Annotated in this window: 23 protein-coding genes; 12 read left to right on the top strand and 11 right to left on the bottom strand. The window is 72.2% G+C overall.

Annotated features, from left to right (window positions below; all coding sequences use genetic code 11):
• Positions 1-86: 86 nt before the first annotated feature.
• From WMF34_RS25610 to argC, 4 genes are read left to right on the top strand one after another with little or no spacing between them, the layout of a single operon-like run.
• Entirely contained in the window at positions 87-299 is a 213-nt protein-coding gene (locus WMF34_RS25610) for a YgaP-like transmembrane domain (RefSeq protein ID WP_012237602.1), read from the top strand.
• Positions 300-307: 8 nt separating this feature from the next.
• Positions 308-922, top strand: coding sequence for an RNA polymerase sigma factor (locus tag WMF34_RS25605; protein WP_437989428.1), 615 nt, complete (start codon positions 308-310; stop codon positions 920-922).
• Positions 913-1,176, top strand: coding sequence for a hypothetical protein (locus tag WMF34_RS25600; RefSeq protein ID WP_012237600.1), 264 nt, complete (start codon positions 913-915; stop codon positions 1,174-1,176). Before WMF34_RS25605 ends, WMF34_RS25600 begins: the two co-directional genes overlap by 10 nt.
• 54 nt (positions 1,177-1,230) lie before the next feature.
• On the top strand, positions 1,231-2,181 hold the full coding sequence (gene argC, locus WMF34_RS25595; protein WP_157906905.1) for an N-acetyl-gamma-glutamyl-phosphate reductase: 951 nt from the start codon (positions 1,231-1,233) through the stop codon (positions 2,179-2,181).
• Between the two features lie 30 nt (positions 2,182-2,211).
• On the opposite strand, the gene WMF34_RS25590 is transcribed toward argC, so the two are convergent.
• Entirely contained in the window at positions 2,212-3,180 is a 969-nt protein-coding gene (locus tag WMF34_RS25590; RefSeq protein WP_437989427.1) for a LysR family transcriptional regulator, read from the bottom strand.
• Positions 3,181-3,256: 76 nt separating this feature from the next.
• Between WMF34_RS25590 and WMF34_RS25585 the strand changes: the two genes are divergently transcribed.
• Together WMF34_RS25585 and WMF34_RS25580 are read left to right on the top strand one after the other, a co-directional pair.
• Complete coding sequence (locus tag WMF34_RS25585; RefSeq protein WP_012237597.1) at positions 3,257-3,925, top strand: glutathione binding-like protein; 669 nt, start codon at positions 3,257-3,259, stop codon at positions 3,923-3,925.
• A 134-nt stretch (positions 3,926-4,059) separates the two neighbouring features.
• Positions 4,060-5,730, top strand: a complete 1,671-nt coding sequence (locus tag WMF34_RS25580) for a hypothetical protein (RefSeq protein ID WP_012237596.1) — start codon at positions 4,060-4,062, stop codon at positions 5,728-5,730.
• Here the strand turns inward: WMF34_RS25580 and WMF34_RS25575 are convergent.
• Together WMF34_RS25575 and WMF34_RS25570 are read right to left on the bottom strand one after the other, a co-directional pair.
• The gene (locus WMF34_RS25575) at positions 5,657-6,214 is read right to left on the bottom strand and encodes a PAS domain-containing protein (RefSeq protein WP_437989426.1); all 558 of its coding nucleotides are present in this window, start codon (positions 6,212-6,214) and stop codon (positions 5,657-5,659) included. The genes WMF34_RS25580 and WMF34_RS25575 overlap by 74 nt on opposite strands.
• 227 nt (positions 6,215-6,441) lie before the next feature.
• Complete coding sequence (locus WMF34_RS25570) at positions 6,442-7,278, bottom strand: hypothetical protein (RefSeq protein ID WP_437989425.1); 837 nt, start codon at positions 7,276-7,278, stop codon at positions 6,442-6,444.
• 147 nt (positions 7,279-7,425) lie between these two features.
• On the opposite strand from WMF34_RS25570, the gene WMF34_RS25565 reads away from it, so the two are divergent.
• Positions 7,426-8,328 (top strand): nucleoside hydrolase, encoded by a 903-nt coding sequence (locus WMF34_RS25565; protein WP_437989424.1) that lies wholly within the window; start codon positions 7,426-7,428, stop codon positions 8,326-8,328.
• Positions 8,329-8,347: 19 nt separating this feature from the next.
• Here WMF34_RS25565 and WMF34_RS25560 read toward each other — a convergent pair whose 3' ends face one another.
• Positions 8,348-9,046, bottom strand: coding sequence for a transcriptional regulator (locus tag WMF34_RS25560; RefSeq protein WP_437989423.1), 699 nt, complete (start codon positions 9,044-9,046; stop codon positions 8,348-8,350).
• Positions 9,047-9,341: 295 nt separating this feature from the next.
• On the opposite strand from WMF34_RS25560, the gene WMF34_RS25555 reads away from it, so the two are divergent.
• Complete coding sequence (locus WMF34_RS25555) at positions 9,342-10,208, top strand: HEAT repeat domain-containing protein (protein ID WP_437989422.1); 867 nt, start codon at positions 9,342-9,344, stop codon at positions 10,206-10,208.
• A 24-nt stretch (positions 10,209-10,232) separates the two neighbouring features.
• Here WMF34_RS25555 and WMF34_RS25550 read toward each other — a convergent pair whose 3' ends face one another.
• From WMF34_RS25550 to WMF34_RS25525, 6 genes are all read right to left on the bottom strand, one after another.
• Positions 10,233-11,000, bottom strand: coding sequence for a phosphotransferase enzyme family protein (locus WMF34_RS25550; RefSeq protein WP_437989421.1), 768 nt, complete (start codon positions 10,998-11,000; stop codon positions 10,233-10,235).
• 86 nt (positions 11,001-11,086) lie between these two features.
• A complete protein-coding gene (locus WMF34_RS25545; RefSeq protein WP_437989420.1) occupies positions 11,087-12,301 on the bottom strand; it encodes an efflux RND transporter periplasmic adaptor subunit in 1,215 nt (404 codons plus the stop codon).
• A 3-nt stretch (positions 12,302-12,304) separates the two neighbouring features.
• On the bottom strand, positions 12,305-14,701 hold the full coding sequence (locus tag WMF34_RS25540; protein WP_437989419.1) for an ABC transporter permease: 2,397 nt from the start codon (positions 14,699-14,701) through the stop codon (positions 12,305-12,307).
• Complete coding sequence (locus tag WMF34_RS25535; protein WP_437989418.1) at positions 14,701-15,462, bottom strand: ABC transporter ATP-binding protein; 762 nt, start codon at positions 15,460-15,462, stop codon at positions 14,701-14,703. The genes WMF34_RS25540 and WMF34_RS25535 overlap by 1 nt, the downstream gene beginning before the upstream one ends.
• 93 nt (positions 15,463-15,555) lie before the next feature.
• Positions 15,556-17,565 carry a PAS domain-containing hybrid sensor histidine kinase/response regulator gene (locus WMF34_RS25530; RefSeq protein ID WP_437989417.1) on the bottom strand — a complete coding sequence of 670 codons (2,010 nt, stop codon included), beginning with the start codon at positions 17,563-17,565 and terminating at the stop codon, positions 15,556-15,558.
• A complete protein-coding gene (locus WMF34_RS25525) occupies positions 17,555-18,685 on the bottom strand; it encodes a hybrid sensor histidine kinase/response regulator (RefSeq protein ID WP_437989416.1) in 1,131 nt (376 codons plus the stop codon). The genes WMF34_RS25530 and WMF34_RS25525 overlap by 11 nt, the downstream gene beginning before the upstream one ends.
• A gap of 206 nt (positions 18,686-18,891) precedes the next feature.
• Here WMF34_RS25525 and WMF34_RS25520 point away from each other — a divergent pair, with 206 nt between their 5' ends.
• Positions 18,892-19,407 (top strand): Hsp20/alpha crystallin family protein, encoded by a 516-nt coding sequence (locus WMF34_RS25520; RefSeq protein WP_437989415.1) that lies wholly within the window; start codon positions 18,892-18,894, stop codon positions 19,405-19,407.
• A 56-nt stretch (positions 19,408-19,463) separates the two neighbouring features.
• Here the strand turns inward: WMF34_RS25520 and WMF34_RS25515 are convergent, their stop codons facing one another.
• Entirely contained in the window at positions 19,464-20,228 is a 765-nt protein-coding gene (locus WMF34_RS25515) for a hypothetical protein (RefSeq protein ID WP_437989414.1), read from the bottom strand.
• A gap of 314 nt (positions 20,229-20,542) precedes the next feature.
• Between WMF34_RS25515 and WMF34_RS25510 the strand changes: the two genes are divergently transcribed.
• The 3 genes from WMF34_RS25510 to WMF34_RS25500 are packed head-to-tail and all read left to right on the top strand — an operon-like array spanning position 20,543 to position 26,303.
• Positions 20,543-22,270, top strand: coding sequence for a serine/threonine-protein kinase (locus WMF34_RS25510; protein WP_437989413.1), 1,728 nt, complete (start codon positions 20,543-20,545; stop codon positions 22,268-22,270).
• Between the two features lie 2 nt (positions 22,271-22,272).
• Positions 22,273-25,056 (top strand): FG-GAP repeat domain-containing protein, encoded by a 2,784-nt coding sequence (locus WMF34_RS25505; protein ID WP_044965749.1) that lies wholly within the window; start codon positions 22,273-22,275, stop codon positions 25,054-25,056.
• The gene (locus WMF34_RS25500; RefSeq protein WP_012237582.1) at positions 25,053-26,303 is read left to right on the top strand and encodes a PEGA domain-containing protein; all 1,251 of its coding nucleotides are present in this window, start codon (positions 25,053-25,055) and stop codon (positions 26,301-26,303) included. The genes WMF34_RS25505 and WMF34_RS25500 overlap by 4 nt, the downstream gene beginning before the upstream one ends.
• The last annotated feature ends 80 nt before the right edge of the window (positions 26,304-26,383 follow it).

Raw genomic sequence — 26,383 nt, 5'->3', positions numbered from 1 at the left:
GATCGCTTTCTGCGCCAGCGGCGCAACGATTTCGTGAATCCTCCACCCCGCATCGGGGCTTCTCCGGACGAAAGATGGAGGAGCTCATGAAACGCAATGTGGGGAACATGGATCGGGTGCTGCGTGGTCTGGGTGCGCTTGCGCTGCTGGCGTGCGCCTGGGCGGCGCCGCTGACGCTCGTGACGCGCCTCGTCGTGTTCGGTCTGTCGGGCGTGTACATGATATTCACGACGCTCTCGGGCACGTGCTTCGGGTACGCTCTGATGGGCAGATCCACATGCCCTCTCCAGCGGAGCTGAGGCGCTGAATGGAAGCATCGAGATCCCCCGATCCGGTCTTCACGGCGGCGGCGCGCGGCGATGACGGCGCGCTGGAGCTGCTCGTCCGCGCCTACCACGACCGCGTGTACCGCTTCGGGCTGCGCGCGTGCCGCGACGCCTTCGACGCCGACGATGCGGTCCAGGAGGCCTTCACCAAGCTCGCTTGCCGCCCCGAGGTGGCGCGCGATCCGGGCGTCCTCTCCTGGCTGATGACGGTGGTCCGGCATGCGTGCCTGCGCATGCTTCGCCCCTTCGCGCGGGAGCGCTCGCGGCTGGGGGACCGGGTGGACGACATCGATGCGGTGCCATCGGGCGATCTCGACCCGCAGGCAGCCTTCGAGCGCTGGCGGCTGGTCCGCGCCGTGCATGAGGCGATCGCCGTGCTGGAGCGGCCCTATCGGGAGGTGCTCGTGCTGCGCGACGTCGAGGGGCTGACGGGCGAGGAGGTGTGCCAGATGCTCGGGCTCGGCGAGGCGGCCATGAAGAGCCGTCTGCACCGGGCGCGGCAGCTGGTGCGGCGGGAGGTCCTCCGGCAGGAGGGCGCGCCTTCCGCCTCATGGGTGCGGGGAGGGGAGGAGAGGAGAAACAAGCCATGTTCGTGAGCAGGAGCCTTGTGGAGCACCTCGCGCGCGGGGCGATCTGCCTCGCGGCCCTCGTGGCCTCGGTGCTCGTCGCGCGCGCTTCCCTCTGGCTGGCGATGGCGCTGTTGCCGGTCGCGCTGGTGGCGGTGGGCGGATGCCCGATGTGCTGGACGCTCGGGTTGATCCAGATGGTCAGGGCCAGGGCGCGAGGGGAGCACCTCGAAGAGCCGTGCGCCGACGGCGGATGCGCCTGGGCGCCGCCGAGCCGCCGGTGAGCTCACGCGAAGCGCTGGTCCCGAGGGCGCGCTCGGCGTATGGACACGGCCACCATGCATCGGGTGTTCATCGACGGACAGGAAGGTACGACGGGGCTCCAGATCCGCGAGCGGCTGCAGGGCCGCCGCGACCTCCAGCTGCTCGAGATCGACCCCGAGCGCCGCAAGGACCCGGCGGCGCGCCGCGCGCTGATCAACGAGGCCGATGTGCTCATCACGTGCCTGCCCGACGACGCCGCCCGCGAATCGATCGGATGGATCGAGAACCCGAGGACGCGCGTCATCGATCCGAGCACCGCGCACCGCACGGCCGAGGGGTGGGTGTACGGCTTTCCGGAGCTCCGCCCCGGCCAGCGCGAGGCCGTCCGCGGCGCGCGGCGCGTCGCCGTCCCCGGGTGCCACGCGACCGGGTTCCTCGCGCTCGTGGTGCCGCTCGTCGACCAGGGGCTCCTGCCCAGGGACGCCCGCGTGATCGCGCACTCGCTCACCGGCTACAGCGGCGGCGGGCGCAAGATGATCCAGGCCTACGAGCAGGCCGAAGGGGCGCGCCGCGAGCAGCTCCGCGGCCCGCGCCCGTACGGGCTCACCCTGCAGCACAAACACCTGCCGGAGATGCGCGCCATCGCGGGCCTCGACAGGGCGCCGCTGTTCCAGCCGGTCGTGGGTGACTTCTACAAGGGCATGCTCGTCTCGGTGCCCCTGTTCGCGGACGCCCTGGCCCGGCCGGCGACGCCCGCCGCGGTCCACGAGCTCTACACGTCCTATTACGCCGGCGAGCCGTTCATCCGGGTGATGCCGCTCGGCGGCCAGGGCGCGCTGGAGGACGGCTACCTCGGCGCGGTGGAGTGCAACGACACGAACCGGCTCGACGTGTTCGTGTTCGGCAAGCCGGACCAGATCCTGGTCGTGGCGCGCCTCGACAACCTCGGCAAAGGCGCCTCCGGCGCGGCGGTGCAGAACCTGAACCTGATGCTGGGCGCGCCGGAGGCCACCGGCCTCGACTGAGCTCCACCCGGGTCACCCGGGTCACCCGGGTCACCCGGCGCGCGTGTAGAGCCGCGGCGCCGAGCTCTCGAGGGCGGCGATCAGGCGCTCCGCGGCGTCGGCCGACGCGCGCCGGAACGCGATCCGCCAGGGCCTGCGGAGCGGGCCGGACGAGAGCCGCTTGACCAGGAGGTCGCCGCCGCCGAGATAGGCTTCCGCCACCCATTCCGAGAGGGTCGCGATCCCCATCCCGGCGCGCGCCGCGTCGACCACGGCCTCCGTGAGCGGGAAGCGCAGGAGCTCGATCTTGGGCCGCTGCCGCCCGAAGACGGCGCTCATGAACCAGCGCGCCTCGGCCGGCGTCGCGTTCGGCGTGATCAGGGGGCCCTCGCGGAGGTGGTCGCGCGTGAGCGACGCCCGTCCGGCGAGCGGGTGCGAGGTCGAGATCACGAAGACGACCTCGTCCGAGAAGAGGGGCCGCTCCACGAGCGCGCAGCCCGCCTCGCGGTCGGTCGGCAGAGACGACGTGGTGAGCAGCGCGACGTCGATGTCCCCCCGGACGAGCGCGGCGACCGGATCGTGGGTGTGCTCGACCGCGAGCACGATCTCGAGGCGGGGCAGCCTTCGCCGGAGGCTCGTCATCGCGGAGGGCAGCCAGCGGTACGCCGTGTAGCACTCGCACACGAGGCGGACGCGCGTCGTCGCGGCGACCGGCGCCGCGACCTCTCGCTCGAGCTCCCGGAGCTGCGCGAGGACGAGCCCGGCCCCCGCGATGAGCCGCTCTCCCGCGGCCGTCGGCGCGACCCCGCGCGCGGTGCGCTCGAAGAGGCGCGCGCCGACGCGGTCCTCCGCCTGGGCGAGCGCACGGCTCACGGCGGACTGCGTGATGTGCATCGCCGAGGCGGCGCCGGCCGTGCTCCCGGCGGCCGCCAGCGAGAGGACGAGCTCCAGATCGCGGATCTCGAGCCGGGGCCGCGGTCCGATCGCGGGAGGCGCAGGGGGAGACGGTATGCGTGGCACGCATAGACCCTATCACGACGATGCGTTGGACGCACAGCCCTGCGAGGCGCACCTTGGGCGCCGTCAGGAGGTTTTCATGAAGCTCTATTTCGCTCCGCTCGCATGTTCTCTCGCCACGCGCATCGCCTTCTACGAGGCCGGCGCGGAGGTCTCGTATGTGGAGGTCGACCTGAAGACGAAGCGGACCGAGGGGGGCGCCGACTACCGTGCGATCCACCCGCTCGGGTTCGTCCCCGCGCTCGAGATCGAAGGCGGCGAGATCCTCGCCGAGAACGCGGCGATCCTTCAGCTCGTGGCGGATCGGTTCCCGCAGGCGGAGCTCGCGCCGCGGGATCCGCTCGGCCGGGCGCGCCTCCAGCAGTGGCTCGGCTTCATCGGGAGCGAGCTCCACAAGGCGGTCTACATGCCGCTCCTGGACAAGACGGCCTCGGCCGAGGTCAAGGCCCATGCGCTGGCCGGGGCGCCGCGCCGCCTCGGCTGGGTGGCGGATCGGCTCGAAGGGCGGGAGTTCCTTCTCGACCGTTTCTCGGTCGCCGACGCGTACCTCTTCGCGGTGCTCAACTGGTCCGTTGTCACGCCGATCGACCTGAAGTCCTGGCCGGCGCTCGCCGCGTACCATGCGCGCCTCCACGGACGTCCGAGCGTGGCGCGCGCCTTCGCCGAGGAGCGGGAGGGCTACTTCCGGGAGCAAGCGCGGCACGCGAAGGCCGCCGAGGCGGCCTTCGCGCCGGCGCCGAGCATCTGACTGGCCAATGGCCGCATGGCCGGCCAATGGCCGCATGGCCGGCCAACGGCCGCATGGCCGATGGACGCGCGACGTCATGGAGCCCTCACGAATCCAGCTTTTCACGCGCGATCGGCTCTGATACGACAGTCATCATGAGACACTTGCGACAACTCTTCGTATGTTCGGTCCTGGCCATTGCTGCGATCCCGGTCGGCTGCACGGCGGACGCGCCGGATGACGCCGAGCAGGAGTCCGAGGTCGGCTCGCTCAGCCTGGCCCTCGTCGGGAACAGCTCCTCGGGCGCGACGTACCGCCTGTCCCAAGCGTGGTTCGATATCTACGGCCTGACGGCGCGGACCATCTACGGAGGTGGCGACACGCCGGCGCTCACGGAGGTGCTGCCGGTCGGCCCCTATGACGTGATGCTCCGGCCGGGCTGGGTCCTCGAGCGGTGGACCGGCGGCGGTTACCAGCCCGTCTCGGCGTCCCTCACGTCGGCGAACCCGACGTGGGTCTACATCGGCGAAGGTGCGACGTCGACGGTGGCGTTCCAGTTCCGGGCCGATGGCGACGTCGTTTCGGTCGGGCACGGGAGGCTCGACATCGTCATCGGGGTCGACGACACGACGCCGCTGCGCGAGGACACCGATGTGGCGTGCAGCAACGGTTACGACGATGATGGCGATGGCCGCCCTGATTGCTCCGATCCGGACTGCCAGTGGATGCCTTTCTGCGGGCCGGTGGGCGAAGACACCGATTGGGAGTGCAGCAACGGCTACGACGACGACATGGACGGCCTCGCGGACTGCTCCGATCCGGACTGCCAGGGGTATCCGTTCTGCGCGCCGGTGCGAGAGGACACCGATTGGGCCTGCAGCAACGGCGCCGATGACGACATGGACGGCCTCGCGGATTGCGCCGATCCGGACTGCCAGTGGTATTCGTTCTGCTCGCCGTGGCGCGAGGACACCGATGCGGCGTGCAGCAACGGCTACGACGACGACGGGGACGGCCTCGCGGATTGCGCCGATCCGGAGTGCCAGTGGATGCCGTACTGCATGCCGGTGCGCGAGGACACCGACTGGACATGCAGCAACGGCGCCGACGACGACGGGGACGGTTTCGTGGATTGCTCCGATGCGGACTGCCAGTCGCAGCCGTACTGCATGTCGTGGCGCGAGGACACCGATTGGGCCTGCAGCAACGGCTCCGATGACGATGCGGACGGTCTCACGGATTGCTCCGATCCGGACTGCGGGTGGTTGCCCGTCTGCGCGATGCCGGGCCTCGTCATCGAGGACTTCGAGGACGGCGATTTCCTCTTCTCCGCGCCGTACGCGGGCAGCGCCCCGCCGTTCACGGGGCCGTGGGTGACGTACGACGACGGGACCGTCCCGCCGGTCAACCTGTTCTCCGTTCCGGGGCCTTTCAGCTCGACGGCGCTCGCGGCGCACTCCCCTGGGGTGCCGTCCGCGTCGGGCGCTGGCGTGACGCTGTCCTTCGATATGTGGCCCGTCGATGTGTCGTCGTTCCAGGGCATCCGCTTCCACATCCGTGGCCAGGGCACGCAGGTTCGCTTCGACGTCGGCACGCTCCTCACGACGCCTGAGGGCGGGCTCTGCTCGGCTTGCTACGACAGCCACGGTATCGACCTCTGGGTCGGCACGGAGTGGGTCACCGTGGAGCTGCGCTGGTGGGATCTGATTCAGCAGGGGTGGGGCACGCTGGTGCCGTTCGAGCCGTGGAGCGTCATGAACCTGAACTGGCGCACGCCCGTGGGACAGCCGCTGCGCATCGAGATCGACGACGTCCAGCTGTTCTGAGCTCGGTCGCCCAGGGAGCAGCGCCAGCGCCGGCGCTGCTCCCGGGCGCCTCGTCCTCCGCTGTCGTGTCAGGCGACGTCGCGGGGGGGCGGCGGCCCTCTTCCTCCGCGAGGGGGACCATCCAGCTCTCCCATACACAGCCGTGCACCTCGGCCAGCCCGTGCACCGGGTCACCGGCCAGCGCGCGCCTGACCGCGCCCCTGGCCTCGCCGTAGAGGTCAAAGATGTTCGCGCCGACGAGCTGTCCAGGTTGATGGCCGGCGGCCTCCAGCCCCTTGCCTTCATGGTAGAGATACGTTCCGTCGGTGTCGACGGCCCACATTGCTATCGGAAGCGCGTTGATCAAGGCGCGGAGCATCCTGTCCCGTGCCCTCAGCTCGGTCAGCTCGTCGAGCGCGCCGTCGCCTCCGGCGACGAACAGCATCTCCGTGGAGTGTGCGATAAAGTCATCCAGCGAGCTCAGTGCTCCGTTTGCGTCAGCCATCGTATTCCCCTCCGCAACCGGACAGGCATACCGGGATTGCGCGTCACAAGGTAGATCGATGACCGCACGCGAATAGTAGGGGGCAATCCGCGACGCACACGAAGGCATGGCCTTACTCCGATCGTCGGAGCGCACGAGGGGGACATACCGCCTCGGGCGACGCTCGCCGCGTGATCTCCGGCGATCCGTACGACCGGTACGTACCGGTTCGTCCGCGCCGGAGCGGCTCAGCCGCTGGCGCCGGCGCCGGCTTCGCGGTTAGGAATGCCGAGAAGATAGAGCTTCTTCGCTCTCCCGCCGATCACGCCCTTCTCCCATCTGTACTCTTCGTCCCGGAGCCCGCTCAACAGCTCATCGAGGTCATCGAGCGTGTAGGTCCTCGCGTTCGAGACCGCCCCGTCCCACGCGAAGCACAGCGGGATGATCGGCACGATATAGGTGAAGACGAGCTGCCGCACGGTCATGGGCCTCGCCAGGGGCGTGATGAGGAGGCACATCACGAAGTTGATCGGGAGGGCGAGCCACCCGAGGAACAGCGGATGACTGTTGTCGCTGATCTCGAAGATACAGATGGGCTGCCTGCTCCTCTGGGCCGACTCCAGTATCTTCCTCGCGTCGGCCGGCCTCATGTGATGAAAGCTGCTGACCATGGTTCGGAGACCCGGGAGACCCGCGACGCCCGTGGAACCAGCTATCTCGCCGTCGATCTTCGTGGCGTCCACCGGGCTCGTCCGGTAGGATACGTTGCTCCCTTCCTGGTTGTTGATGAGCTCCGCCGCTTCCATGCTCGGGTACAGGTCCGTGAGCGTCAGCTGGATGCCCTCGAGCCCGGGCTTCTCCCGCAGGATCCGCACGACGTCGATCATCGGCCCGCCGCTCCCGGAGCAGAGGTCGACGATGTTCGATGTGTTCGACTCCTTCAATGCTCTGGCGATCAGCTCGACCAGCGCCTCGCGCGTGCCCAGCGCCCTGTGCATGACCACGATGAGGCGTGTCATGCAGGCCCGTAGCCACCCAGGAAACCAGCTGAAATCCTCGATCTCGAACAGGTGTATGCGCTTCATTCGCTCCTCGGGGTCGTGCGGCCTCACCGCGCGCGGCAGCGCGGGTCGAGCGCTGGCTCCGGCGGGCGGCCGGTCGTCTCTCCGGCTGCCCGCTCGGAACGAGACTATTCAATTTTGCTCTGCGGCGCGATGGCATGGAGGTGCGGCGTGAAGCGCATGATCTTCGAGATGGAGACCGCGGACCCGGATGATTTCATGACGCTGCTCTGGCTCGCCGATCACCCCGACGTCGAGCTGCTCGGCGTGCTCGTCACGCCCGGCTCCGAGGATCAGTGCCGGCTGATCCGCTGGGGGCTGGATCGCTGCGGGCGGGCGGAGGTCCCGATCGGCGCGCTGCACGGCCCCGCGTGGTGGGCGACGAGCGAGGGCAAGAAGGCGCGGGTCTCCGGCTTCCACCAGGCGTGCTACGGCCCCGGCATCCTGGAGCACCCGGCCGGCGAGGTCGCGGGCGGCCCCGCGCTGCTCGCCGAGCTGCTCCGCGAGCCGGACGCCACGGTGCTCGTCGGGGCCGCGCCCAAGAACATCGGCAAGGCGTTCAAGGACGTCCCCGGGCTCCGGCTCGCTCGGTGGGTCCAGCAAGGCGGCTTCGCGGGCGACAACCTGGTCGCCGAGCCGCTCGAGAAGTTCCGCGGGCGCCTCACCTGCCCGAGCTTTAACCCCGGCGGCGCGCCCCGGGAGACGCTCGCGCTGCTCGCCTCACCGCAGATCGGAGAGCGCAGGTTCGTCTCGAAGAACGTATGTCACGGGGTCGTCTACACCGAGGCCATGCGCGAGGCGCTGAGCCGCCGGGTTTCCGGGCGATCGCCGCGGAGCGGCCTGACGAGGATGATCGGCGCGCTCGATCGGTACCTGGCAGACAAGGGCGTGGGCAAGGCGATGCACGATCTCGTGGCGGCCGCCTGCGCGCTCGACGAGCGCGTCTGCGACTTCGTCGAGGTCGAGATCTACCGCGAGAAGGGCGAGTGGGGGGCGCGCGCCATGGAGGGCACGAACACGCGGATCTCGGTCGGGTTCCACGAGGAGCGCTTCCTCGACGTGCTCGCGCGCTGAGCCGCCGGCGGAGCCCACCTCACCGGGCTGCGCAGGTCGTGCGGAGGGCGCGCGCCCTGTCGATGCACGCGGCGAGGGCGTCCTCGGGCGGCTCGTCCGGGCACGCGGCCTCGAAGGCGCGGATGGCGTCGCGGAGGCCCCCCGCGCCGCCGGCGCCGAGATCGAGCTTGTGCTTTCGATCCTCGTCGTCGTCGTCGCCGCCGACGAGCAGGAGCGTCCCGACGACCGCCCCCACGACGACGACGCCCGTGACAACGCCCGCCACGATCACGCCCGTCTTGCCCTCCACGTCCGGCGGCTCCGCGTCCGGGACCGACGGCGTGCCCGCCGGGATCTGCGGGGCCTCGAGGCCCGCGGCGAGCGCGGTGGTGGCGATGCCGCCCGCGAGCCCCAGGCCGCCGATGACGAGGCTCGACAGCGTGAGCGCGCTCGGCCCCGCGTCCGCGCGCGCGCTCACGCTGGCGGAGAGGCGCACCTGCGCCGCGTTGCACGCGGCGTAAGCGTCGAGGCGGTGGATCTCGAGCGATGCGCGGGGCGCGGTCTCTGGCGGCAGCTTCGCGGCGAGGATGATGTCGTCCGCGGATCGCCGGAACGCGAGCGGTGCGAGCGGCTCGGGGGCGGCCGCGGGCGGCGTGGAGGCCTTGCCGCAGCCGGCCAGTCCACACGCGATGAGCAAGAGCGTCGTGCAGGAGAGGGCATGATCGCGCCTTTGGGTCATACAGCCACGCTACGCCGAACGAGCGCGGTTTCGTCGAGTGAAATTGGCCTCGTCGCGGATCGGAACGACCGCCGGCGAGCGGGCTGAGCCTGGATGACAACGTGGTGTGGCCGACGCGCCGAGGAGCGGAAGGTGCGATATGCGCAGGCCTGTTGGCCGTCCCGAACGTGACCTCCACCGCGTGTGTTAAGATACCCTCCCTGGCGGGCGGCCTCGCGTTCTGCGGGAAGAGGGCCGGTCTCGGCGAGGGTCTTCGCAGGATGGGATTCGAGCAGGCATTGCGCGAGGTCAGGAGATGAGCACGGCCGATCGCCGGCGGCCGGCGGATGTCCTCGAGGCGCTCCTCCGGGAGCCGCAGCGTCGCGCGCTCTGGCAGGCGTCGGCCGGAGCGCTGATGCCGCTCCGCCGCGGTCCGGCGCCGGCCGAGCTCTCGGCCGATCTTCTGGTGCGGGTCCTCGCCCTGCGACGTCCTGCCGATGGGTACGACGAGAAGCTCCATGCACGTCTGGACGTCGCGCACCTGCGCGGCCACGTGGCGCGCACGCTCGGGAGGATGGGTCGTCGCGCCGCCGTCGCGGTGCCGGTGCTCGTCGAGACGCTGCGTGAGCCGCTCGGGGAGCGGTGCTCGCCCATGTGCTGCTCGGCCTCGTCGGTGCGTCACGAGCAGATCCTCGCCCGGGTCAGCGTGCTCGATGCGCTGCGCCGGCTGGGCCCGCAGGCGGGGAGGAGCGTGCCGGCCGACGTCGTGGCGGAGCTCCTCGCGCCGGCGTCCCGCAGGATCGCCCTGAGCGCGGCCGAGCTCCTCGTGCGACATCCGGAGAGCGCGCTTCACCACCGCGCGGCGCTGCTCGCGGCGCTCGAGCATCCGTACGCGCCCGTGGTCGAGGCGGCCGCGCGCGGGCTCTCGCGGGCGGCCCCGAGCGCCGCGCGCGAGGCGGTGCGTCCCCTGACGACGCTGCTCCGACACGAGCAGGGCGGCGTGCGGCGCGCCGCGATCCGGGCGCTCGTCGCGATGCGCCCGGGCGCGAAGGGAAGCGAGATCGCGCGGGCGGAGGAGCGCTTCGCGTGGCTCGCCGAGCGCGATCCGGACGCCGCGGTTCGGGCGGTGGCCCGCCGGGCTCTCAGGCCCAGCCTACGCGCCCGGCTCCCTCTGGCCCCTTGATGGCTGGCGGAGGGCGCCGGCCGATCACGGGGTGAATGCCCGCAGCAGCCGATCGCGCTGATCTCGCAAATAGCGGATGTCCTCTTCGTACAGCGCAGGGTGCCCGGCCGCGATGTGCGCCTGGAACGCGACGTCGCCGGCCGCGGCCCGCGCGCGCATGGAGGCGAGCAGCGCCGCGAGCCGGTCGGCCACGGTGTCGAGCAACAGGGGCCCTGGCGGGTAGCCATAAGCGCGGCAGAACCGAGCTGCGCACAGCGCCTGATCCTCGGGGCTGCCGGCGCTGTCCGGGTTGCTCGGCGCGTGCAGCGGCGCGAAACGGTAGACGGCGTACGCCACGTCCCACACGCGCGGGCCCGGATGAGCTGTGTCGAAGTCGATGAAGCCGACGACCCGGCCGCCGCGGACGACACAGTTGTAGGGCGCGAGGTCGCCGTGACAGATCACCTCGGCCGGTGGGCGGGGCGGGAGCTGCCACCGGTCGTCCGGTCCTGACACGAACGTCGCGCTCGCGTCGTGGAACCGGCGCAGCAGGGTGGCGGCGGACGCGAGGAGCTCGGGCGTGCGCAGCTCGGCCGGGAGTGGGTTGTGCACCTCGCCATCGAGGTACGACAGCACCTCGTTCCCCTCGTCGTCGCGCCCGAGCGGCTCCGGCGCCGCGTCGAAGCCCGCCGCCCGGAGGTGCCGCAGGAGCCGGTGGATGGCAGGCGTGGCCGCCGTCGCGGGCCGGTGGACCCTGTCGCCGCGCCGGCGCACGGTGTTGACGCCGCCCTTGAATACCTGCTCATCGACCATGCAAAGCCCTCTCCGCCGGGGCGCCAGCGCCGCGGTGGCGGAGTCGGCCCCTGTTTCGTCGCTGGTTGCCGAGGAGCGGGTCTCCCCTAACGCGCCTCGACCCGCGCGCCGTCGTGGAGCTTGTCGTTCGGGTGCACCACCACGCGGTCGCCCTCGTCGAGGCCGGCGAGCACCTCGGCGGCGCCGCCGCTCCGCCTCCCGATCTCCACGTCGCGCAGCCGGGCGTGGCCGTCGGCCAGGGCGAACACCGCCCAGCGCTCGCCTCGCCGGAAGAGCGCGGTCTGCGGGACCTGGAGCGCGTCGGCCTTCTCCCAGATCACGATGCGGGCATGGACGCGGTAGCCGTCGCCGAGCGCCTTGCGGGCCTCGGGAGGCCCGGAGAAGTCGGCGATCACGTTGACACGCTGCTCCTCGATGCCGAGGGCGGACACCTTGGTGAAGCCGCTCGGCTCGACGAGGCGCACCCGAGCGCCGAGCGGCGCCTCGCCGCCCCAGCGCTCCACGCGGACCTCGGCGCCAGGCCGCACGGCGACGGCGTCGCTGGAGAGGAGGTCGATGACGATCTCGAGCGCGGCGGGATCGCCCAGCTCGAGGATGGGCGCCCCCGCCTGGAGGAGCGCCGCGCTCTCCTGGAAGACGCGCAGCACCGTGCCGTCGACGGGGCTCTGGATGGCCACGCTGGCATCGCCGGCGCCGGCCTTCCTCGCGGGCGCGCCGGGCCCTTCGGGCTTCATGCGCACGAGCGCGGCCTCGGCCGTCTGCAGCTCGAACTGGGTGACACGGGCGCCGAACCGCGCGCTCTCGAGCTCGGCCTGCGCGGCGCGCTCGCGGAACTCGGCGGTCTCCAGCTCGGCGCGGGCGACGCCGCCGCGCTCGTGCAGCGTCCTGACCCGGGCGAGCTCGCTGCGGGCCTGGGCGAGGGCGGTCTCGGCGAGGGCGACGCGCGCCTTCACCTGGGAGACACCGGCGCGGGCGCTCTGGGCGTGGGCCTCGGCCTGGGCGCGGGAACGGGCGTCGAGGAGCGGCGGGTCGATGGGCGCGATCTCGGTGAGCATGGCGCCGAGCTTCACCCGGTCGCCGGGGTGCAGCTCCAGGCGGGGCATCTGGCCGCCCACAGGCGCGGAGATCACGAAGCGGTCCGTGATGCGGGTGCGGCCATCGCCGTCCACCGTGACGACGAGCGGGCGGCGCGTCACCGCGGAGGCCTCCACCAGCGCTGGCTTGGGGAGGAACGCCACCACGATGGCGCCGACGAGCAGCGCCGCGAACAGGACATAGGGGATCTTCCGGGCGAGCTTCATGCGTCAGTCCCTGGTCTTGAGCACGCCCACGAGGTCGAGCTGGTCGATGCGGCGGCGCACCACCAGCGCCGAGAAGGCCGCGGAGACGAGCACCACCAGCGCGGCATAGGCGTACGTGGAGGGGTGGATGATCAGCGGGAAGCGGAACATCTCGGTGTCTTCGTAGGCCTGGCACATCGCCCAGGCGAAGTAGTAGCCGAGGCCCATGCCGAGCGGGATGCCGGCCAGCGTGGTCACGCCGAGCTCACCGAGCAGGATCCGGCTGACCTCGGCGCGCGTGAAGCCGAGCACGCGGAGGCTGGCCAGCTCGCGGCTGCGCTCGGCGAGCGCGATGCGCGCCTTGTTGAAGACGACGGCGAACGCGATGATGCTCGAGAAGACGAGCTGGATCGTGCGCATCACCCCGAGGTTCTCGCCCATGATCTTGTCGAAGCTCTCCAGCGCGGCGCGGGTGGTGCTCACCCCGGCGACGGCGGGGGTGCGCTTGAGCTGCGCGTAGACGGCCTCCTCGCCGAGGCGGTCCACGGCGAGGTAGGCGCCGGAGATCACGTCGCCCTCTCCGAGGAGGCGGTTCAGGGCGTCGAGGTCCATGGTCGCGGAGGCGCCGACGAGGTCGTCGATGAGGGCGGCGACCGGGACCTGGCGCACCGGGCGGCGGCCCTCGAGGACCTCGACCGTAAGCTCGTCGCCGGGGCGGACGCCGAGCTTGCGGGCGAGGTAGGCGCCGAGGAGGAGGCCCTCGTCGGGGATGGGGACGAAGGCGCCGTGGCGATCGACGGTGCGGTGCAGGATGGCGCCGGGCGCGGCGCCCGGGGGGCCGGCGGAGCCCCGGGCCAGCCCGAGGATGGCCGTGCGGTGCTCGCGGTGGCCGACGCGCAGGACGACCGGCGCGGCGCGCAGCGGCTCGGCGCGGAGGACGCCGGGCACGCTCGCGAGCTCGGTGAGCGCGGCGCGGGGCACGGTCCGGTAGAAGAAGACCGCCGCGTCCTCGCCCTGCACGAGGCGGAACTGCAGGTTGACCATGTAGTGCGTGGCGTCCTCGCTGAAGCGGCCGACCACCACGATGGAGACGGCGAGGGCGACGCCGGAGGCGGCGAGCAGGGCGCGCAGCGGGCGGCGCGAGACGTTGCGGAGGACCATCCGGGCCGCGGGCGTCATCAGGCGGCCGAGGCCGAGCCGCTCGATCAGGGTGGGCCTGTAGCGCGCTGGCGCCTCGGGGCGCATGGCCTCGGCGGGGGGCAAGCGGGCCGCGCGCAGGACGGCGACCGCGACGCCGATCGTCGCGGCGGCGACGCTGATCAGCGCGCCGAGGGCGGCGGTGGCCGCGGTGACGCGCAGCTCGAGCATGGGGAAGCGGTAGTACGCGGCGTAAAGGCGGGTCATCCCGCCGCCGAGCCACAGCCCCACGCCGACGCCCGCGGCAGCGCCGGCGAGCACCAGCACGAGCGCCATCTCCAGGTAGTGCTGGCCGATGGCCCAGTTGGAGTAGCCGAACGCCTTGAGGGTCGCGATCTGCGTGCGCTGGGTGCTGATCACCCGGGAGACGACGACGTTCAGCAGGAAGGCGGCGACGGCGAGGAAGAGGGAGGGGACGATGGTGCCGGTGGAGCGGAGCTGCCGGAACTCGTCCGAGAGGAACTGGTCGGAGATCTGCCGGTCGCGGCCGTGCGCGCTGAGGCCGCCGTAAGGGGCGAGCAGGCGATCGAGGGCGGCGATGACGTCGCCCTCGGACGCACCCTGGGCGAGGGTGAGGGTGAGGTCGTTGAAGGCGCCGCGCATGTCGAGCGCGGCGCGCAGGGCCTCCGAGCCCATCCACATCACCGCGAAGCGCTCGTCGTCCGGCCAGGGGCTGCTGCCGCTGATCTGGTAGACGTACTCCGGGGAGAGCGCGAGGCCGACGATCCGGAGGCTGCGCTTCCGGCCGTTCACCACCGCCTCCACGCTGTCGCCGGGGCGGAGGCCGCGCTTCTCGGCGAAGGCCTCGCCGAGCAGCACCTCGTCGTCGCGGCCGGGCTCGATGTAGCGGCCCTCGCGCAGGTAGAGGTCGTTGAGCATGGGGCCGCGCCGCTCGGGGATGGAGATGAGCCGCCCGGTGAGGGGCTCGGTGACGCCGTCGAGCGCGAGCGTGACGTCCATGATCACGCGGGTCTGCACCTGCACCACGCCGGGGAGCTCGGCGGCGCGCCGGCCGACCGACTCCGGGGCCCTCCTGGCCCGCGCGAAGACGTGGGCGAAGCGGTACTCCTCGTAGTAGGACGCGCGCGTCAGCTCCAGCGAGTCCAGCGCGCTGCGCGAGGCCACGAACACCGCGATGCCCGCGACGACCACCATCATGATCGCCAGCGCGGGCCCCCGCATCTGCCAGAGGTCGCGCCAGAGCTTTCGGGTGAGGGCGCGCATCACCAGGCGATCTCCTCCGGGAGGAGCTTCTCGGTGTTGCGGCGCTCGGCGGCGATGCGGCCGTCGGCGATGGAGACCACCCGGTCGGCCATGCCGGCGATGGCCGCGTTGTGGGTGATCACCACCACCGTCGTGCCGAGGTCCCGGTTGACGCGGGCGAGCGCCTCCAGGACGACCTTGCCGGTGTGCACGTCGAGGGCGCCGGTGGGCTCGTCGCAGAGCAGCACGTTCGGGCGCTTGGCGACGGCGCGCGCGATGGCGACGCGCTGCTGCTCGCCGCCGGAGAGCTGCGCGGGGAAGTGGTCGAGGCGCTTGCCGAGGCCGACCAGCCCGAGCGCCTCCGCGGCGGGCATGGGATCGCGGGCGATGTCCGTCACCAGGGCGACGTTCTCGCGCGCGGTGAGGCTGGGGATGAGGTTGTAGAACTGAAAGACGAAGCCGACGTGCTCGCGGCGGTAGCGGGTGAGGCCGGCGTCGCCGGCGTTGCTGAGGTCATCGTCCCGGTAGCGCACCGTGCCCTGGGTGGGCACGTCCAGGCCGCCGAGGATGTTGAGCAGGGTGGATTTGCCGCTGCCGGAGGGGCCGAGCAGGACCACGAGCTCGCCCGGGTAGAGGTCGAGATCGACGCCGCGCAGGGCGCTCACCTCGACCTCGCCCATGCGGTAAATCTTGGTCAGGCCGCGGGCGACGAACACCGGCGGGCCCGCTGGGCCAGAGGGGCCGGGGGCTGCGCGCCCGGGAGGGAGATCAGCCTGGGTCATGGTGGTCGAGCTCCGTGCGCGTCATGTTCGCGGATCGGCGGCTCGATCGCCAACAGGCTGGTGAGCGGGCGCAACGGCAGTCGCGTCAGCGCGCTACGGCCGGAGGAGGAGCTCCTCGAGGACGGTGGTCAGCTCGTCGACCCTCACCGGCTTGGTCAGGTACCGATAGAACCCGGCCTGCTCGGCGCGGCGGGTATCGCGGGCCATCGCCGCCGCGCTGAGCGCGATCACGGGGATGTCGCGCGTCTCAGGCCACTCCTCGAGCTTGCGCATGGCCTCGTAGCCGCTCATCCCGGGGAGGTTGATATCCATGATGACGACCTCGGGCTGCCGCGAGCGCGCGAGCTCGATGCCGATCTCGGCGTTCGGCGCGGTGATCAGGTGAACGCGCTCGAACTCGGAGATGAGCTCCTCCATGAACGCGATGTTCGACGGGTTGTCTTCGACGTACAGGACCGAATGGCGGACGCCGCCGGGCCCGGCGAGCGGCGACGCCTCCAGGCGCGCATCCGCCTGCGCCGGGGCGGCGACCGCCGGCGGCTCCTGGTGCGCCGGGAGCTCGATCCAGAACTCGGACCCTTCGCCCGGTATGCTGGCGAAGCCGACGCCGCCGCCCATGAGCTCCGCCAGCCGCTTCGTGATGGCGAGGCCGATCCCGGTCCCCTCGATCGGCCCCGTCTCCTGGCCTGCGCGCTGGAAGGGCTGGAAGATCTTCGCGTGCTGCTCCTGGGGGATGCCGATGCCGTTGTCGATCACGCAGATCTTCACGACCCCGTCCTCGGGCATCGACACCGCGATCGTGGCGCGGCCCCCCCTGCGGCCGTACTTGATCGCGTTCGAGCCGTAGTTCATGAGGATCTGCGCGAAGCGCGTGCGATCCGCCGTGATCTTCGGGAGCTCCGCGGGGAGGGGCGCGAGCGCGATCTCGATCCCGGCGCGCTGGGCCATCGGGTCGAGCGTCGTCTTCACCTCGATCAGCACCTCGGGGACGTTCACCGGCTCGATCGACACCGTGACGCGGCCCGCCTCGATGCGCGAGAGATCCAGGATGTCGTCGATGAGCTTGAGCAGGTGCTCGCCGCCCTTGAGGACGTGCTCTATCCGCTCCTTCTGGCGATCGGTGAGCGGCGTCTTCCTGTCGCGGTGCAAGAGCTGCGCGAAGCCGAGGATCGCGTTGAGCGGCGTGCGGAGCTCGTGGCTCATCGAGGCGAGGAACTCGCTCTTCGCGGAGCTCGCGGCCTCGGCGATGCCCCGCGCCTTGCGCAGCTCCTCCTCGCGATGCACGTCGCCGGTCATGTCCCAGAGGGTGCACACCGTCCCGCCCTCGGCCGTGCGTCGCTCGGTCGCGCGCAGGCTGCGCCCGTCGCTCGTGCAGAGATCCAGCGTGCCATCCGGCTCCGCGTGGTAGGCGAGCATCCTCTCGCGGAAGGCGGCCGGCGGCTCGCCGCCGAGGGCGAACAGCCCCGCGGCGAGGCTCTCGCCGACGATCTCGTCATAGCTCCGCCCGATCATGGGGCCGCTCACCCGCGCGCCGAGCCAGTGCCGGTAGACGCTGTTGCAGAGCGCGAGCCGATCCTGCGCGTCGAACACGGCGAACGCGCCCTGGAAGCTCTCGACCGCGCTCCGCAGGAGGTCGCTCGTGCGCTGCGCCACGGCCTCCAGGCGCTTTCGGTCGCTGATGTCGCGGATGGCGCTCGAGAAGAGCGTGCCCCCCTCGGTCGCCAGCGGGCTGAGGCTGATCTCGACCGGGAACTCGCTGCCGTCCCTCCGGCGGCCGAACAGCTCCAGCCCCGACCCCATGGGGCGCGCCCTGGGCGCGGCGATGAACGTCGAGCGGTTCGCGACATGAGACCGCTGGAATCGCTCCGGGAGCAGGATCTCGATCGCCTGCCCGATGAGCCCGCCGCGCGTGTAACCGAACATCCGCTCGGTCTGGACGTTGACGAACACGATACGTCCGTGCTCGTCGACGACCACCATGGCGTCGGGCGCCGCGTCGATGAGCATGCGGAACGTGCTGTCGTCGAGCTGGCGAGCGCCAGGCCCATGGGGCGCCTGCTCGGGTGCTGACAGGCGTTCGACGGAGGAGATCTCATGTGTCATCGGGGAGCCTCACACAGAACACGGCGCCAGGGGCGTTGTCCTCGATCCGGATGTCGCCACCGTGCGCCTCGACGGCCATCTTGCAGAACGCGAGCCCCAGGCCGCGGCCGGCGCGGTGGAGGGCCGGGGCGTCGCCTCCGAGCTGGACGAAGCGATCGAACACCTGCGCGCGCATCTCGGCGGGGATGCCCGGCCCCGCGTCCGCGACGCGGATCTCCACGTGAGCGCCGCGCTTCGCGGCGCCCACGGTCACCGCGGTCCCGGCCGGGGCGTGGAGGATCGCGTTCTCGAGGAGGTTCTCGAGCGTGCGGCGGAGCAGGTCCGGGTCGGCCCTGACGGCGGGCACCTCGACGGTCTCGCGCAGCGAGAGCGACCGGGAGCTCGCGCGCAGGTCGAGCGCGGTGAACACCTCGAGGACGAGCGCTCGGAGATCGACGCTCGCTCGCTCGGGGGCGAGCCTCCCCTCCTCGCTCTTGCTGATGTCGAGCAGGTTGTAGATGAGCCGCAGCAGGGCCCGCGCCTGGTCGCGGACGTGCCGCGCGGAGTCGCGCGCCTGCTCCGAGAGCGCGCGGTCCCGGAGCAGGAACTGCGCGTGCAGGTCCATGCTGCTCACCGGGTTCTTCAGATCGTGCACGACGAACGCCATGAGCCGCTCCTTCTGGAGCTGGAGGCGCATCAGCGCGTCGCGCTGCTGCCGGACGAGCTCGACGTGCTCGCGCAGCTCCGCGCCGAGCCGGCGCAGCCTCAGGGCGGCCTGGACCCGCACGAGCAGCTCCGACGGGCGGATCGGCTTCGTCAGGAAGTCGTCGCCGCCGGCGCGCAGCGCGCTGTCGAACGTGTCGACGTCGCGGAGCGCCGTCAAGAAGACGATCGGCGTGCTCGCGCCCTCGGGCAGGCCGCGGATCCGGGAGCACACGGCGAACCCGTCCATCCCCGGCATCCGCACGTCGAGCAGCACGCAATCGGGCTTGTGGAGCTCGAACTGCTGGATCCCCTCCTCGCCCGTGACGGCGAGCACGACCTCGTAGCCGTCGTCCTCGAGCGTGGCCTGGGCCAGGGCGCGGTTCTGCTCGTTGTCATCGACGACAAGCACCCTCGATCTCGGGTCTTGCTGCTCCATCTGCCTCGGCCTCGCGGGCGAGGTTACACGACGGTCATCGGCCCTACCACAGCGTTTGGGGCTGGGCTCATCCGCTGGACGGCGCCGTGAGCGCGCCTCGGCCGGCGCGCCGCCTCATTTCTCGTGAGGACCTCGACACCGGTCCAGCCGGCGGGAGCGCCGTTGGCCATGAGATGAGCGATGCGTTGCTGATAGAGGAGGCTGCCATGAACGTCATTCGTCGCCACGAGAACAAGCCGGCTCTGTCGGGAGCCTCCCTGGACTCAAACCCCTGGAGCCTCATGCGGTCGATGCTGGAGTGGGATCCGTTCTGCGAGACGGTGCCGATGTTCTCGCGATCGGCGCGCGAGGCCCTGTCCCCTCCCGACTTCGACGTGAAGGAGAGCGGGAACGCATCCGTCTTCAAGGCAGACCTGCCGGGCATGCAGGAGAAGGATGTCGACGTGTCGTTCACGGGCAACCGCCTCACCGTGAGCGGGGAGCGCGAGGCGGAGAGACGCGAGGAGAAGGAGAGGTATTCCTCGTTCGAGCGCTCCCATGGCGCCTTCAGCCGGAGCTTCACCCTGCCCGCGGGCGTCGACGTCGAGAGGGTGACGGCCGCGCTGAAGCACGGGGTTCTCACCGTCACCGTGCCCGAGACGCCGGAGGCGCGACCGAGGAAGATCCCGGTGCAGGGCACTGCGCCGACCGCTGGAAGAGAGCAGGGAACGAAGGCGTCCTGAACCGACCATGAGATGAGCCCGGCGCGCTGGATGGTTGAATTTCGGCTGTGATCCGATCAACGGACGACGGTCCTGGTACGCATCGCGCGCAGCCAGAGCGCCGCGAGGAGCGCGCACAGCCACGCGACGCCGTAAGCGATCGCCGGGGACGTCCGCGCGAGCCCCACGTGCAGCGCCACGAAGAAGGAGGTGAAACCGAGCAGGCCGCGCAAGAAGCCCGCGAGCAAGGCCACCGTGGCGGGGGCGCCGTGCCTGGGCAGGGTGAAGCACGGCAGGACGTTGCCCGTGATCGGGATCGCGATCAGCAGCCCGCTGAAGCCCGCCGGCGCGGCGCCGGCGCTGCGCACGATGCACCAGGCCATGACCATCGCCGCGACCACGCGACAGGCGAGCTCTACGCGAGGAATGGTCACCGCGGCGGGCGGCTCGCGCAGGCGTGGCAAGGCGAGCGCGCCCAGGGCGGGCGACGCAAGCGCCGCGGCGCACGCGAGCGGCGGGGGCAGCCGCAGCGCGAGAAGCGCCGCGCCCACCGACAGGAAGGCCGCGTTGGCCGCAAAAAGCGCCACGCCCCAGCGCCGCCCCCGCCGCGCGCACCAGGCGAAGGTGAGCACATGAACGATCGTGGCCGGGACGCACACCAGCGTCGCGAGCGCGATCGCGCTCGCCTGGGCGGGCGCCTCCTGCAGCAGCACGAAGCCCATGATCGGGCCCACGATCATGGGCAGCCCGGCGAGCGTGCCGCCCACCGCGTGGCCGAAGCGGCGCGCCGCCAGCGAGGAGAGCAGCACCGACGCGCCCACCAGCGCGAGCTTCAGCAGCACGAAGGCCCGCGCCTCCATCGATCGCGCCGCACGACACGCATGGCTCGCGGGGCCCTGTAGGGCCACACCCCGTGTAAGACAATGCCAGAGGCTCTCCTGCTCGGCGCCTCGAGGTGGTCAGACCTCCGGCGCGCGCCTCGCGCCCCGCGGGGCCGCGAGGCCGGGCCTCGACGCGGCGCCGAAGCGACGCTTCGCGCTGCGCCCGCCCGCCGGAGGCCGGAGGCCGGAGCGGAGACAGCGCGCCCGCCGGTTTGCGACGCTCGGGGGCTCTGGGCTGCGACGGGCTCCCCGTGTACGCTCTCCGTGGCTTTCTCATGTCGACATGCCCTACGTGCCGAACCGAGCATGCGGACGGCGTCGCTGCCTGCGCGACGAACGCCGAGACGCTCGCGGCGGAGCCCGCGCCGCCTGGCGCCGATCCGGAGCTCGCGCCGGGAACGCCGGTCGGCGAGTACCGCGTCGAGGCCAAGATCGGGGCAGGGGGCTTCGGCACGGTCTACCGCGCGATCCACCCCGTCATCGGCAAGGCGGCGGCCATCAAGGTCCTGAGCCGCCAGTGCTCCGCGAACCCGCAGCTCGTCTCCCGCTTCGTCGCGGAGGCGCGGGCCGTGAACCAGATCAGGCACCGCAACATCATCGACATCTTCTCGTTCGGCGCCCTCGAGGACGGCCGTCACTACTACGTGATGGAGCTGCTCGAGGGGATGACCCTCGACGCCTACCGCCGCAAGCGTGGGCGCCTCCCGCCCGCCGAGGCGCTGCCCATCCTCGTCAAGATCGCGCGCGCGCTCGACGCGGCGCACGCGGCGGGCATCGCGCACCGCGACCTCAAGCCCGAGAACGTGTTCCTGGTCTTCGACGAGGACGGCGCGATCTTCCCGAAGCTGCTCGACTTCGGCATCGCCAAGCTGCTCGGCGAGTCCTCGAGCACCGTGCACAAGACGCGGACGGGGCACCTGATCGGGACGCCGCTCTACATGTCCCCCGAGCAGTGCCGCGGCAAGAACGTCGATCACCGGACGGACATCTACTCGTTCGGGATCCTCGCGCACGAGCTGCTCGCCGGCGCGCCGCCGTTCGACGGCGAGAACGCGTTCGACCTCCTGATCAAGCACACGTCGGAGGCGGCGCCCCCCGTGTCGACCGTGGCGACGCACCTCTCGCCGGCGCTCGACGCGCCGCTCCTGCGGATGCTCGAGAAGGACCCCGCGAGCCGCCCGGCGTCGCTGCTCGAGGCGACCGCGGCGCTCGTGGAGGCCGCGCGCGGCGCGGGGTACGAGCTGCCCGGCGGCCTCCTGCGGGCGAGCGACGCCGCCGTCGGGCGAGACGCCGCCGCGCGGCGCCGCGCGCGCGGCGCGGCCGTGGAGGCGCTGGACGCTGGGCTCGCGCCGACGCAGAGCGGCTCCGCCGCGGAAGCGAGCTCGGGGCTGCACGGGAACGAGACGTTGCTGCAGGGATCGCTGCCGAGCAGCCTGGAGAGCACGCCGGCCACGGCGTCGCGGCGGAGGGCGGCGCTCGCGGTGGTCGCCGTCCTCGGCGTCGCCGCGGCCGCGGCGCTCACGCTGCACCTCGGGCACATGCACCTCGGGCACGGCGAGCCGGCGGCCGACGCCCCGCGCGCGCCCGCGTCGGCCGCGGCGACGCCGAGGACGGAGGCCGCGCTTGTCGCGCCGGTCCTGCCGGCTTCCGCCGCCGCCGCTGCCACGCCGGAGTCGGCCGCGCCGTCGCCGCCGCTGGAGGCGACCGCCGCAGCCGCGGCGAGCGCCGACGCGGCGCCGCCCGACGTCGAGCTCAGGATCCAGGCGACGCCGAAGGAGCTCGAGGTGTGGAGCGAAGGCAAGCTCGTCGGCAAGGCGCCGGGGCCGCTGCGCCTGCCGCGCGGGCGCGCCGTGACGCTCACCTTCAAGGCGCCCGGGTACCAGGAGCAGGCGCGGGAGATCCCGGCCGAGGCGGACGGCGCGATCGCCGTGTCGTTGAAGAGGGCGGCGCCGACCGCGAGGGGCGCCGTCAGGAAGGGCGACCTGGAAAACCCGTTCCAGTGAGCATGCGCGCGCGGTCCGGCTTCAGGCGATACGTGCGGGTGATCGGGGGGGCCGCGGCGCTGCTCGTCGCGGCCGCCGGCTCCGCCGGGTGCGTGGAGCTCGGCGAGATCTCCCCGGGCGTGTGCGGCAACGGCGTCATCGAGCCGTCGCGCAACGAGGACTGCGACTGCTTCGAGGCGCGCGAGCCCTGCGAGGTGAAGACGCAGGATGCGCAGGGCGCGACCTCGACGAGCTGGTGCAACCCGCGCGGAAGCGAGAACGAGTGCCGCTTCGTGTGCAACGACGTGGACGCCGCGTGCCCGAGCGGGTGGGGCTGCGGGGTCGACGGCGTGTGCCGCGTCTCCACGGGTAATTTCAAGCCGCTCGGCGCCGCGCTGCCGCTCGGCGCGCAGCGGCTGATCACGGGTGATCTCGACGGCGACGGCCGCGGCGACCTCGTGGGCGTCGGCTCGACGAGCCTCGAGGCGCTCTATTTCGATGCGAACAGCACGGTGGGGACCCAGGTGTCGATCCCCTCTGCAGGGGACACGCCCGCGCTCGCGCGCCTCACCGACGACCAGACGACGGACATCGCGCTCAGCGTGGGGCCCGGCGTGGCGATCCTGAGCGGCGAGCCGGGCCGCACGTTCGCGCCGGTCCCCGTGCTCGCGTCGGTGTTTCGCCTGGGTTCGCTGCTCGGCGCGGCGTCCGAGACGACGATCCTCCGCGGCGCGCGGCTCTTGCCCGTCGGCAGCACGCGCGAGGACGGACAGACGTGGGTCGCCCTGGTCGTCGGGACCGACACGCGTGGGGCGGCGCCGGAGGATGTCATCGCCGTCGTGCAGGGGTCGGAGAGCGGCCGGCTGTCGTTCATCGATCGGCAGCGCGGGCTGCGCGACGTCGCCGGTCCGCTCGTGAGCGCGGAGCTCGGCGGCGGCCCGCTCCACGAGGTGGTCGTCGCCCTCGCGGACGACTCGGCCGTGCACATCTACTCGCCGGACGACGGCGCGCACACCGCGGTGGAGCTCCCGGCGGGCGCGCGGATCGCGGGCGCGGCCTTCCTCCGGGACGTGAACGGCGACGAGGTCCTCGATCTGCTCGTGGGCGCCACGTGCGCGCGGCCCGATCCCCGCTTGCCCGCGGGCGCGCCTTGCTACGAGCTCGACGTCGCCGAGGGCGCGGGCGGCGGCGCGTTCGGCGGCATGGCGCCGTACGGCGATCTCTCGTACCCGGCGGGCGACATGAGCTCCGGGCGCTTGCCCGGCTTCGGGGCCCCCGTCGCGATCGGCGATCTCAACGGCGACGGGGTGATCGACATCGTGGACCCCGACGCCGTGAGGCTCGGAAAGGCCCGGCCGTCTCCGCCCTACCAGGTCGAGTTCGACCGGCTCGCGCCGGCGAACGGCCGGCGCTGGACCAGCGCGGTGATCGCAGACCTGACCGGCAACGGCGCGCCCGACGTCATCGCCGGCTCCGCCGACGCGACGGATCTGACGTTCTTCAACGGCGTCCCCGGCGCGCAGGCCTCCGATTTCAAGCTCAACGAGCTCAAGATCCCGACGCTGGGCAACGTCTCGAGCTTCGTCGTGGGCGACTTCGACGGCGATCTCCTGCCGGACCTCTCGTTCGCCGAGAGCGCCGGGAGCTCGCTGTCGAGCGCGGACCACCCGACGCTGGCCGTCTGCTTCGGCCGGTACATGAAGGCGCCGGAGCCGCCGGTGCGGCTCGGCGCCTTCGAGGGGCTCCTCGACATCGCGGCGGTGCGGCTCCCCAAGCCCGACGACGCCGTGGACGACATCAGCGTGCTCTTCTCGCACGGCGGCGACGTCGCGTTCAGCCTCATCGAGGGCAGCAGCTCGCGGTCGCTGCTGCCGCCGTTGCCGCTCGTCCGCTCGGGCGACGCGCGGCAGGCAGGCGAGCTGCGCGCCGTGAGGAGCATCGCCGGCCGCTTCGCGGGCGATCGTGCGGAGGTCGCCTCGCTGACGATCGCTCCTCCGAGCCCTGGCTCCTCCCGGGGCTCGGCCGAGCTCTGGCTCTTGCCGGCGGTCGACTCGGGCGTCATCGCCATGGTCGACGAGGTCAAGCACCGCGTCTCGCTCCCCGCGGAGCTCGTTCCCTCCCGGGAGCCCGCGTGGGCGCTGGATGGGGTCGCCGTCGATCTCGACGGCGATGGAACCGATGAGCTCGTCCTCTCGCTGCCGATCGAGGTCGCGGCGGAGGACGCGGCAGCGGAGCCGGGGACGCCGGCCCTGGCCGGCGCGGTCACCCTCGTGCGCCGCGGCGCGAGCGGCGCCTTCGAGGCGCCGGAGGCGGCCTTCTCGCCCGCGCCTCACACGCTGTACGGGGGGCTCCGCGCCGGCGACATGGACGGCGACGGCCACGCGGACGTCGTGGGCATTGCGTACGAGCTGGCGAAAGGGACGCGAACGATCACGGCGAGCCGGCTCGCCGTCTTCTGGAACACGGGCGAGGGCGCGCTCGACGCGCCGATCGAGCTCGAGGTATCCGACCCGAACCTCGAGGACCTGGCGAGCGAGGTCACCAGCGTCGACTTCGCCCGCGTCGACGACGGGATGGGAAGGTCGCTCGTCGTGCTCACGCGCAGCGCGGCCTATGCGCTCGACGTGTGCGGCGACGGCGCGGCGAGCTGCCATGATCTCGGCCAGCACCAGCTCCGCAAGCTGGACGGCATCCCCGGCGGCTCCGCGATCGCGACGTGCGACGTCCTCGGCGATGGGGTCGACGATCTCGCGGTGCTCAGCGACGGCGCGCTCCGCGTCCACGAAGGAGTCCCGATCCGCCGATGAAGACCTCGCTGTGCGTCGTGCTCATGGCCTTCGCGACGACCGCGCTCGCGCCGAGCGCGGCCTCGGCGGAGGAGGACATCGAGCAGGCGAAGGCGCTCTACAACGCCGGCGCCCAGGCCTACGCGGCGACACGGTACCGCGACGCGGTGCAGTCGTTCGAGGCGGCGTACAGGAAGGCGCCGCGCCCTGCCCTCCTGTTCTCGCTGGCCCAGGCCTACCGGCGCCTGTACGTGGTCGAGCAGAGCCCCGAGGCGCTGCGGGCCGCCATCGCGAACTACCGGCGCTATCTGGAGCAGGTCCCGCAGGGCGGGCGCCGCGCGGACGCGACCGAGGCCCTGAGCGAGCTCGGGGTGATCGCCGCGCGCCTCGAGGCGAGCGCTCCGTCGTCGCCCGCCGCGCCGGAGGCGGCGCCGCCCGACGTCAGGCCGCGGACCCGCATCAACGTCACCTCGCCGACCGCGGGGGCCCGCGTATCCATCGACGGCGGCGCGCTGGCCGACGTGCCGCTGATGGCCGAGGTGCAGCCGGGCAAGCACCGGATCAAGATCACGGCCGACGGCCACGTCGACGAGGAGCGCGAGGTGGTCGCGATCGAGGGGGACATCCTCGGGATCGACCGGGAGCTGCGCGAGCGGCCGGCGCTCCTCCAGGTGAAGGGCCCCGTCGGCGCGCAGGTCACGCTGGACGGGCGCTTCGTCGGCACGACGCCGCTGCCGCTCCTCCAGGTCGCCCCGGGCAAGCGGTTCTTCGTCGCCACGAAGAACGGCCACGGGCCGTTCTCTCGCGAGCTGTCGCTGCGCCGCGGCGAGCGCCTCGTCATCGAGGTGGGCCTCACGAGCTCCTTCCAGCGGAAGATGTCCTATGGCCTCGTCGCGATGGGGGTCCTGTCCGCCGGCGTCGGCGTGCTGACGCTGGCCTCGGGCCTCGAGGAAGAGGACCAGGCGCGCGAGATCGCGGAGAAGCGCGCGGAGCAGGGGATCTCGGAGGAGGAGCTGGGCGATTACCGGGCTCACCTCGACACGCGCGACGAGCTCGCGAACGCGACCGTCGGCCTGTTCGGCACGGCCGCGGCGTTCGCCCTCGGCGGCTTCGTGTTCTACGCGTTCGACACGCCGAACCCGCCGCCGCTGCCCGCGCGCACGGACCCCGCGCCCGCGCGCACGGGCGGCCCGATGCTCGAGCTCTCGGCCGCGCCGATCCTCGGGCCTGGGCTCGGCGGGGTGGGGCTCGTCGGCCGGTTCTGGTGAAGGCACCGCAGCGCCCCGGGCCGCCGAGGGCGGCCACCGCGAGCTAGCGGCGGTATCTGGGAGGAGGTCGACCCGAGCGA

The sequence above is a fragment of the Sorangium sp. So ce145 genome, assembly GCF_051525985.1.
Taxonomy (GTDB): Bacteria; Myxococcota_A; Polyangia; order Polyangiales; family Polyangiaceae; genus Sorangium; species Sorangium cellulosum_B.
This window is presented reverse-complemented; position numbering and strand designations above follow the sequence as displayed.